The 7,421-nt window shown below is 67.3% G+C and carries 7 protein-coding genes; all 7 read left to right on the plus strand.

The window, feature by feature from the left end; genetic code table 11:
- The first annotated feature begins 183 nt into the window (after positions 1 to 183).
- The 7 genes from H9L05_RS21685 (at position 184) to H9L05_RS21710 (ending at position 7,217) form a co-directional block, all read left to right on the plus strand.
- On the plus strand, positions 184 to 555 hold the full coding sequence (locus tag H9L05_RS21685; protein WP_187734441.1) for a hypothetical protein: 372 nt from the start codon (positions 184 to 186) through the stop codon (positions 553 to 555).
- 231 nt (positions 556 to 786) lie between these two features.
- Positions 787 to 1,929, plus strand: a complete 1,143-nt coding sequence (locus tag H9L05_RS21690; RefSeq protein WP_187734442.1) for a TolC family protein — start codon at positions 787 to 789, stop codon at positions 1,927 to 1,929.
- On the plus strand, positions 1,824 to 2,210 hold the full coding sequence (locus tag H9L05_RS21695) for a TolC family protein (protein ID WP_262892724.1): 387 nt from the start codon (positions 1,824 to 1,826) through the stop codon (positions 2,208 to 2,210). Before H9L05_RS21690 ends, H9L05_RS21695 begins: the two co-directional genes overlap by 106 nt.
- Before the next feature lie 4 nt (positions 2,211 to 2,214).
- Complete coding sequence (locus tag H9L05_RS21700; RefSeq protein WP_317175210.1) at positions 2,215 to 4,281, plus strand: efflux RND transporter permease subunit; 2,067 nt, start codon at positions 2,215 to 2,217, stop codon at positions 4,279 to 4,281.
- 26 nt (positions 4,282 to 4,307) lie between these two features.
- Entirely contained in the window at positions 4,308 to 5,315 is a 1,008-nt protein-coding gene (locus H9L05_RS26585; protein WP_317175211.1) for an efflux RND transporter permease subunit, read from the plus strand.
- Between the two features lie 77 nt (positions 5,316 to 5,392).
- Positions 5,393 to 6,565 carry an efflux RND transporter periplasmic adaptor subunit gene (locus H9L05_RS21705; RefSeq protein WP_187734444.1) on the plus strand — a complete coding sequence of 391 codons (1,173 nt, stop codon included), beginning with the start codon at positions 5,393 to 5,395 and terminating at the stop codon, positions 6,563 to 6,565.
- A gap of 52 nt (positions 6,566 to 6,617) precedes the next feature.
- A complete protein-coding gene (locus H9L05_RS21710) occupies positions 6,618 to 7,217 on the plus strand; it encodes a TlpA family protein disulfide reductase (protein ID WP_187734445.1) in 600 nt (199 codons plus the stop codon).
- Positions 7,218 to 7,421 lie beyond the last annotated feature (204 nt).

A 7,421-nucleotide genomic window follows, 5' to 3' on the forward strand; every position in this document is an offset into this window, starting at 1 on the left:
TGGCGGTTGTCGGCTTGTTTAGTCCCGGGCGATAGTGAACTTAAGGCGGCAAAGTTTTGGTTGGGAGTGGCATAATTGGACCCCTGCGGGCTGCAACCCCGCCGCTGATTCGCGGCCTTTGGGCTACTAAATCCGGTCCGGTATCATAATTGTGCGCACCTTTGCGCCACCTACCTCGCTCCCATGTCCCGTCTGTTGTCCCATTTGCTGTTGCTGATTTATGCGGGTGTCTACCTGCATTGCCAGCCGCTGTCCATGCGGACCCAGGGGGCCGAGCCGGGGGCTGGTACGCGCCAGGAGCAGCCCCGCGCCGGGCTGTGCAAAAAGAAGCTGCAGACGGTACAAGCCGACCCGCAGGCCGACCACGCGCCGGTGGTGAAAGCCAAGCTTCTGCCCCTGGACCTGGCGCTGGGCAATGACTTCCCCACGCTGTATTTCGGCCTGCTGTTCCCGGCCGACGAGCCTACGCTCAACCCCGTCCGCGGCCCGAATGCCGGCCCCGAGCAGTCGTTTGCCAACCACCCCAACAAGGCTCCGCCCGTCCGCTTTTCTTAGGAAAATGCGCAGTGGAGCCGGGTTTTTACCCGGTTAATTGCCCCACGATGTGGGGGCGATAACCGGTTTTTTTATGCCCGGTCCGGCCCGCCGCTTGGTTTAACACCCTCTATTACCCGGCCATCGGGTACTCCCGCCTTTTCCTGAGAACCCCAGCAAATCTGCCTGTAAAGTGGCTGGCTGCGCCCCTGTGCGCCCGGCCCGGATTTCTGTCCTGACTTCTCGGAACCCATGTTTTTCCCTCTTGTACCCCCTGCCCGGCTCCTGCCGCCGGGTAGCCGGCGGCTGGTTGTGGCCCTGCTGTTAGCGGGCTCCCTCAGCCAGGCGCAACCGACCCCGGTTATCCCGGCCGCCGGCCGCCCCCTCACCTTACCCCAGGCCCTGGAATTGGCCCGCACCCAGGCCCCGCACCTGCAGGCCAAAGCCTACCAGGTGCAGGCCGCGGAAGCCGACCTCACCCACACCAAAACCCAACGCCTGCCCTCCCTGCGACTCAGCGGGCAGGTGAGCTACGGCTCCACCAACGCCGGGGCCGGCACCATGCTGCCCGTGGGCACCATCATTCCCAGCAGCGGCTCGCTGAGTGGGGTTAATTCCTACAATGCCGTATTCGGCAGCCTGGGCACGGCCCTTATGGAGTGGAGCCCGGTCACCTTCGGCCAGTACCCGGCCCAATGGGCCCGGGCCGAAGCGGCCCGCAGCTACGCCCAGGCCGATGCCGACAACGAGCTGTTCACCCAGCAGCTGCGCGTGGCCCAGACCTACCTCGATTTGCTGGCCACCCAGAGTTTGCGCCGGGTGCGGGAGCAGGACGTGCGGCGGGTCGCCGTGCTGAAAAAGACCATCACCCGGCTGACCCTGCACGGCCTGCGCCCCGGCGTGGACAGCACCCTGGCCCGCGCTACCGAGGCCCAGTCCCAGCTGGCGCTCCTAACCGCCCGCGAGCAGGAAGCCGACCGCCAGGCCCGCCTCTTCACCCTGCTGGGCCAGCCCGGGGCCACCTGGCAGCCCGACACGCTCTACAACCAGACGCCGCCCCCGGCGCTGGTGCCGCCGGCCGCCACCCACCCCACGCTGGGCCTGCAGCAGCGGGCCATTGACCTGGGCCAGGCCCGCGAAACAGCGCTGCGCCGTCAGTACCGGCCCCGGCTCTCGCTGCTGGGCGCCACCTGGGCCGGGGCTCCGGCCTGGGCGCTGACGGCCAGACCGACTACGGGCTGGGTGGGGCCGCGCCCACCCGCTTCAACTACGCCGTGGGCGTGGGGGTGGTGTTCGACCTGCTCGACTGGCCCCGCGTGCAGGCCCAGGCCCAGGCGGAAAACCTGCGCACCCAGGGTTTGCAGGCCGAGTACCGCCAGCAGCAGCTGGAGCTGAGCAACCAGGCCACCCTGGCCCAGCAGCGCCGGCAGCTGGCCGCCGAGCGGGCCCGCCAGGCTCCGCTGCAGCTCACGGCCGCCCGCCAGGCCTACCGCCAGAAGCTGGCCCTCTACAACGCCGGGCTGGCTACCGTGGTCGACCTGACCCAGGCCCTGTACGGGCTGCAGCAGGCCGAGCAGGACCAGGTGCTCACGGCCAACGCCGCCTGGCAGGCCCTGCTGGCGCAAACCGCCGCCGCCGGCGACTTCTCCTTCTTTTTCACCCCCGTAACGCCCTAGCCCCATGTACGAACTTATCCGGTCGGCCCTGCAGCGGCCCCTCACCGTGGTGGTGGCCATGCTGGCCATCCTCTTCTTCGCCTTCGCCGCCGTGCGCGACATTGCCGTGGACATCTTCCCCAGCATGGACGTGCCGGCCATCTACGTGGCCGAGCCCTACGGGGGCCTCTCGCCCGAGCAGCTCGACGGCTTCATGGCCAACCAGTTTCAAAACAACTTCCTCTTCGTGTCCGGAGTCAAGAAGATTGAAACCAAAAGCATTCAGGGCCTGACCCTGATCAAGCTCTCCTTCTACCCCGGCACCGATATGGCCCAGGCCGCGGCCGAGGTGGCCACCCAGGTGTCGCGGGCGACGGCCTTTATGCCCACCGGCACGCTGCCCCCGCAGGTGGTGCGCTTCGACGCCAGCTCTCTGCCCGTGGGCCAGCTGGTGCTGGAAAGCGAGAAAAGCACGCTCACCCAGCTCCAGGATTTGGCCGCCAGCCGCATCCGGCCCATGTTCACCACCATTCCGGGCGTCACGTCCACGGCCCCGTTCGGCGGCAACATCCGCACCATCGTGGTGAAGGCCGACCCGGCCAAGCTGCGCGGCTACCAGCTCACGCCCGACGACGTGGTCCAGGCTATCGTGGCCAGCAACCAGCCCTCGGCCGCCGGCAACGTGAAGATGGGCGACGTGGCCTACATGGCCCCGGTGAACTCGCTGATTGAAAACCCCGCCGACTTCCTGGACGTGCCCCTGCGCCCCGGCGCCGGGCCGGGGGTGTATTTGCGCGACGTGGCCACGGTGGAGGATGCCGCCGACGTGACGACGGGCTACGCCGTCATCAACGGCCAGCGGGCCATCTACCTGCCGGTCATCAAAAAGGCCGATGCTTCCACCCTCAAAGTGGTGCAGCAGGTCAAGGACCAGCTGCCCACCCTGCGGGCCCTGCTGCCCGCGGACGTGAAGCTCAGCTACGCCTTCGACCAGTCGACCTACGTGGCCAACTCGCTCAAAAGCCTGGTCACGGAGGGCATCCTGGGCGCGGTGCTCACGGGCCTGATGGTGCTCTTGTTTCTGCGCGACTGGCGCAGCGTGCTCATCGTCGTGACCACCATTCCGCTCTCGGTGTTGTCGGCCGTGATTCTGCTCCAGCTCTTCGGGCAGACGCTCAACATCATGACCCTCTCGGGCCTGGCCCTGGCCATCGGCGTGCTCGTGGACGAGGCCACGGTGACCATCGAAAACATTCACCAGCACCTGGAGCGGGGCCAGCCCAAGGCCCAGGCCATCTGGGACGCGGCCCGCGAAATTGCCCTGCCCAAACTGCTGATTCTGCTCTGCATCCTGGCCGTCTTCGCGCCCGCCCTGATTATGGAAGGCGTGCCCCGGGCCATGTTCCTGCCTTTGTCGCTGGCCGTGGGCTTTGCCATGGTGGCCTCATTCCTGCTCTCGCAAACGCTGGTGCCGGTCATGGCTAACTGGCTGCTGAAAGACCACGCGCCAACGGCCGGCCACGATGAGGCGGAAGGGAAACCCGGCTTTTTTGCCCGCTTCCAGGCCGGCTACCAGCGCCTGCTCATCCGGGCTCAGGGCCGGCAGCGGGGTCTGGTGCTGGGCTACCTAGTCTTATCAGTACTGGTAGTAGGAGCGGGGTTTGCGTTCATCGGCACCGACATCTTCCCGCAGGCCAACAGCGGGCAGTTTCAGCTGCGGCTGCGCGAGCAGGTGGGTACCCGCCTGGAAAAAACCGAGCAGACCGTAGCGGCCGTGCAGGCCATTATCAATCAGGAAGTGGGCCCCGACAACGTGGAAATCAGCTCCACCTTCGTGGGCACCCAGCCGGCCAGCTTTGCGGTTAACTCGGTGTTCGTCTTTACCGCCGGCCCCCACGAGGCCCTGTTGCAGGTAGCCCTGAAAGAGGGCGTGCACGTGAACCTGAGCCAGCTCAGGGAGCGCCTGCGCGGGCGCATCCAGCAGGCCCACCCCGGCCTGCAGCTGAGCTTCGAGCCCATCGAGCTGGTGGAAAAGGTGATGAGCGACGGGGCGCCCACGCCCATCCAGGTGAACGTGGGGGCAAAAACCTGAAGGAAACGGCTGGCCACGCCCGCAAGGTGCTGGCCGAATTGAAGCGGATTCCCTACCTGCGCGACGTGCAGATTGCCCAGCCCCTGCAGTACCCGGCCCTGCGCATCGACGTGGACCGGGAGCGGGCCGCCCAGTTCGGGCTCACCAGCCAGGAAATCACCCGGTCGGTGGTGGCGGCCACGTCCTCCTCGCGCTTCACGAGCAAAAACCTCTGGCTCGACCCCAAGTCCGGCCTGGGCTACCAGGTGCAGGTGCAGCTGCCCGAAGACCAGCTCACCCAGCTCCAGGACTTGGAGGCGCTGCCCGTCAAGCCCGGGCAGGCCCGCCCCACCATCGGGGAGGTGGCCACGGTGTCGGCGCGGCTGATGCCCGGCCAGATTGACCGCCAGGGCCCCTACCGGCTGGTGAGCATCACGGCCAACGTGCAGGACCGGGACCTGGGCACCGCCGCCCAGGCCGTGCGCCAGGCCCTGCAACAAGTCGGGGAGCCCCCGCGGGGCGTGGTGGCGAATCTGGTGGGCCAGCCCCAGCTGCTGGCAGAAACCATGAGCAGCCTGCAGACCGGGCTGGGCATGGCCATCGTGGTGATTTTCCTGCTGCTGGCGGCCAACTTCCAGTCGTTCCGGCTCTCGCTGGTGGTGCTCTCGGTGGTGCCGGCCGTGGTGGCGGGCTCGCTGCTGCTGCTGCTGGCCACGGGGGCCACGCTCAACCTGCAGTCCTACATGGGCATGATTATGAGCGTGGGCGTGTCGGTGGCCAACGCCATTCTGCTCATCACCAGCGCCGAGAACTTGCGCCACGAGCACCGCGACGTGGCGCTAGCGGCCCGCCTGGCCGCCGACACCCGCATCCGGCCCATCCTGATGACCAGCATTGCCATGATTGCCGGCATGCTGCCCATGGCCTCGGGCCTGGGGAGGGCGGCGACCAGATTGCCCCGCTGGGCCAGGCCGTCATCGGCGGCCTCCTCGCCTCCACGCTGGCCTCGCTGCTGGTCTTGCCCCACGTGTTCGGCTGGGCCATGCGCCATGTAAGCTACGAGTCCCTCTCTATGCTGCCCGCCCGGACCCGGCAGGCCGCTTAATCTTCTCCTTTTTCCAACTGGCTGTATATGAATGCCTTCCTGAAACTGATTGCCCGTTCGCCCCAACCTACTGCCCTGCTGGCGGCGGGCCTGCTGCTGAGCGGCGCGCTGAGCAGCTGCTCGTCCGGCGGCGCCTCGAACCCCGTGGCCGAGCAGCCCACGCCCGCGGCGCCGGCGGCCGTCACCACCTTCCGGCTGAGCGCCGCCCCGGCCGTGCGCCGGCTGCGGTTGCCCGCCGAGCTCAAGCCCTTGGAGCAGGTCGACATTTTCCCCCGCGTGGGCGCTTTTGTGCAGCGGGTACTGGTGGACCGCGGCTCGCGCGTGAGCAAGGGCCAGACCCTGGCCGTGCTCGAAGCCCCGGAGCTACAGGCTCAGCTGGCCCGCGCCCGCTCGCGCTGGCAGGCCGCGCAGGCCAAACTATCCGGCACCAAGGCCAGTTACGAGCGGTTGCTGCGCACCAGCCAGGAGCCGGGCACCATCTCGCCCAATGACCTGGAGCGGGCCCGCGCCGAGCTGCAGGCCGACCAGGCGAACGGGCAGGCCGCGTATGCCGAGCTGCAGGCCCGCCGGGAGCTGAGCAACTACCTGGTGGTGCGCGCCCCGTTCAGCGGCACCATCACGGCCCGCAACGTGTCGGCCGGGGCCCTGGTGGGACCGGGCGGGGGCCAGCCGGCCGCGCCGATGTTCTCCCTGGAAAACAGCCGGACCCTGCGCCTGGAGGTGGCCGTGCCCGAAGCGGCCGCCGGCCAGTGGCTCCAGCCGGGCGCTGCGGTGCCCTTCACGGTGCCGGCCTTTCCCGGCCAGACCTTCACGGGCGTGTACCGCCGCAACGCGAGTCGGCTGAGTCCAGCCGTGCGCTCGGAGCTGGTGGAAATGGACGTGGCCAACGCCGATGGCCGCCTGAAAGCGGGCATGTACGCCCAGGTGCTGGTGGCCCTGCCCACCGAAGCGAAAGCCGTGGCCGTGCCGACCTCGGCCGTGTTTGCCTCCCCCGATGCGCCCCAGCAGGCGCAGGTGGTGCGCGTGCAGCAGGGCCGCGCCCAGTGGGTGCCCGTGCGCCAGGGCCCGCTGCTGAGCCGCGACACGGTAGTGGTATTCGGCCCTTTGCAGCCAGGGGATGAGTTGGTGCGGGAAGGCGCCGAGCAGGTGGGCGATGGGCAGCTGCTCAACGTGGCGAGGGCCAAGCCCGCCGGGGCTTGATATATGAACGTTTCTTCATTTGTTTGTTGTTGCCGGTTTAAATCCCTTGACTATGACTCGTAAAACTCTTCTGCAGTGGCTGCCGCTAGCCCTGTTTGCTCTCGTACTGTTCACCCCCCTGCGCACCCCCGTACTGAGCGGTCTGCAGCGCGGCCTGCTGGCCACGGGCCTGTGGAAGGCCCAGCTGCCGGCAATCCCGGCGGCCCCCGTTTCCCCCGCTGTTTCCTCCCCGAGCGCCAGCGCCTATCCCCACCACCTGCCGCTGGTCACGCTCGACGGTAAACCCGTTAATCTGAGCGAGCTGAAGGGCAAGGTGGTGTTCGTCAACCTATGGGCCAGCTGGTGCCCGCCCTGCGTAGCCGAGATGCCCGGTATTCACTCTTTGTACCAGAAAATGGACCCCAAGAAGGTGGCCTTTGTGCTGCTGTCGCTGGATGAGAACCCGGCGAAGGCCCAGGCCATGATCCAGCGCCGGGGCTATACCTTCCCGGTATACTTCCCGACAGGTCCGCTGCCGGCCCCGTTTGACTCCAACGCCCTGCCCTCCACGGTCATTCTGGACCCGCAGGGGCAGGTAGCCGCCCGCCACGAGGGCATGGCCGAGTACGACACGCCCGAGTTTAAGGCGGCGTTGGAAAAGTTAGCTCGGTAAGCGCGTCGACGCATTGCACTCCGGTAAAGCCCTGGCTCAACAGCCAGGGCTTTTCTGTGGCGCTTCATCCAATAAAACGTTACTGCCCTACCGGCAACCTGAAGCACCAAGGTCCGGTCGCCGAATTGGTCATTTACGTAATGGCCGTGGCTGTTGCAAAAGTCAACCCCAAGGCGGCAACTTGTTCTTCGAACCACTAAGCAC

Origin of the sequence: Hymenobacter qilianensis (assembly GCF_014489555.1) — a bacterium.
GTDB classification, from domain to species: Bacteria; Bacteroidota; Bacteroidia; order Cytophagales; family Hymenobacteraceae; genus Hymenobacter; species Hymenobacter qilianensis.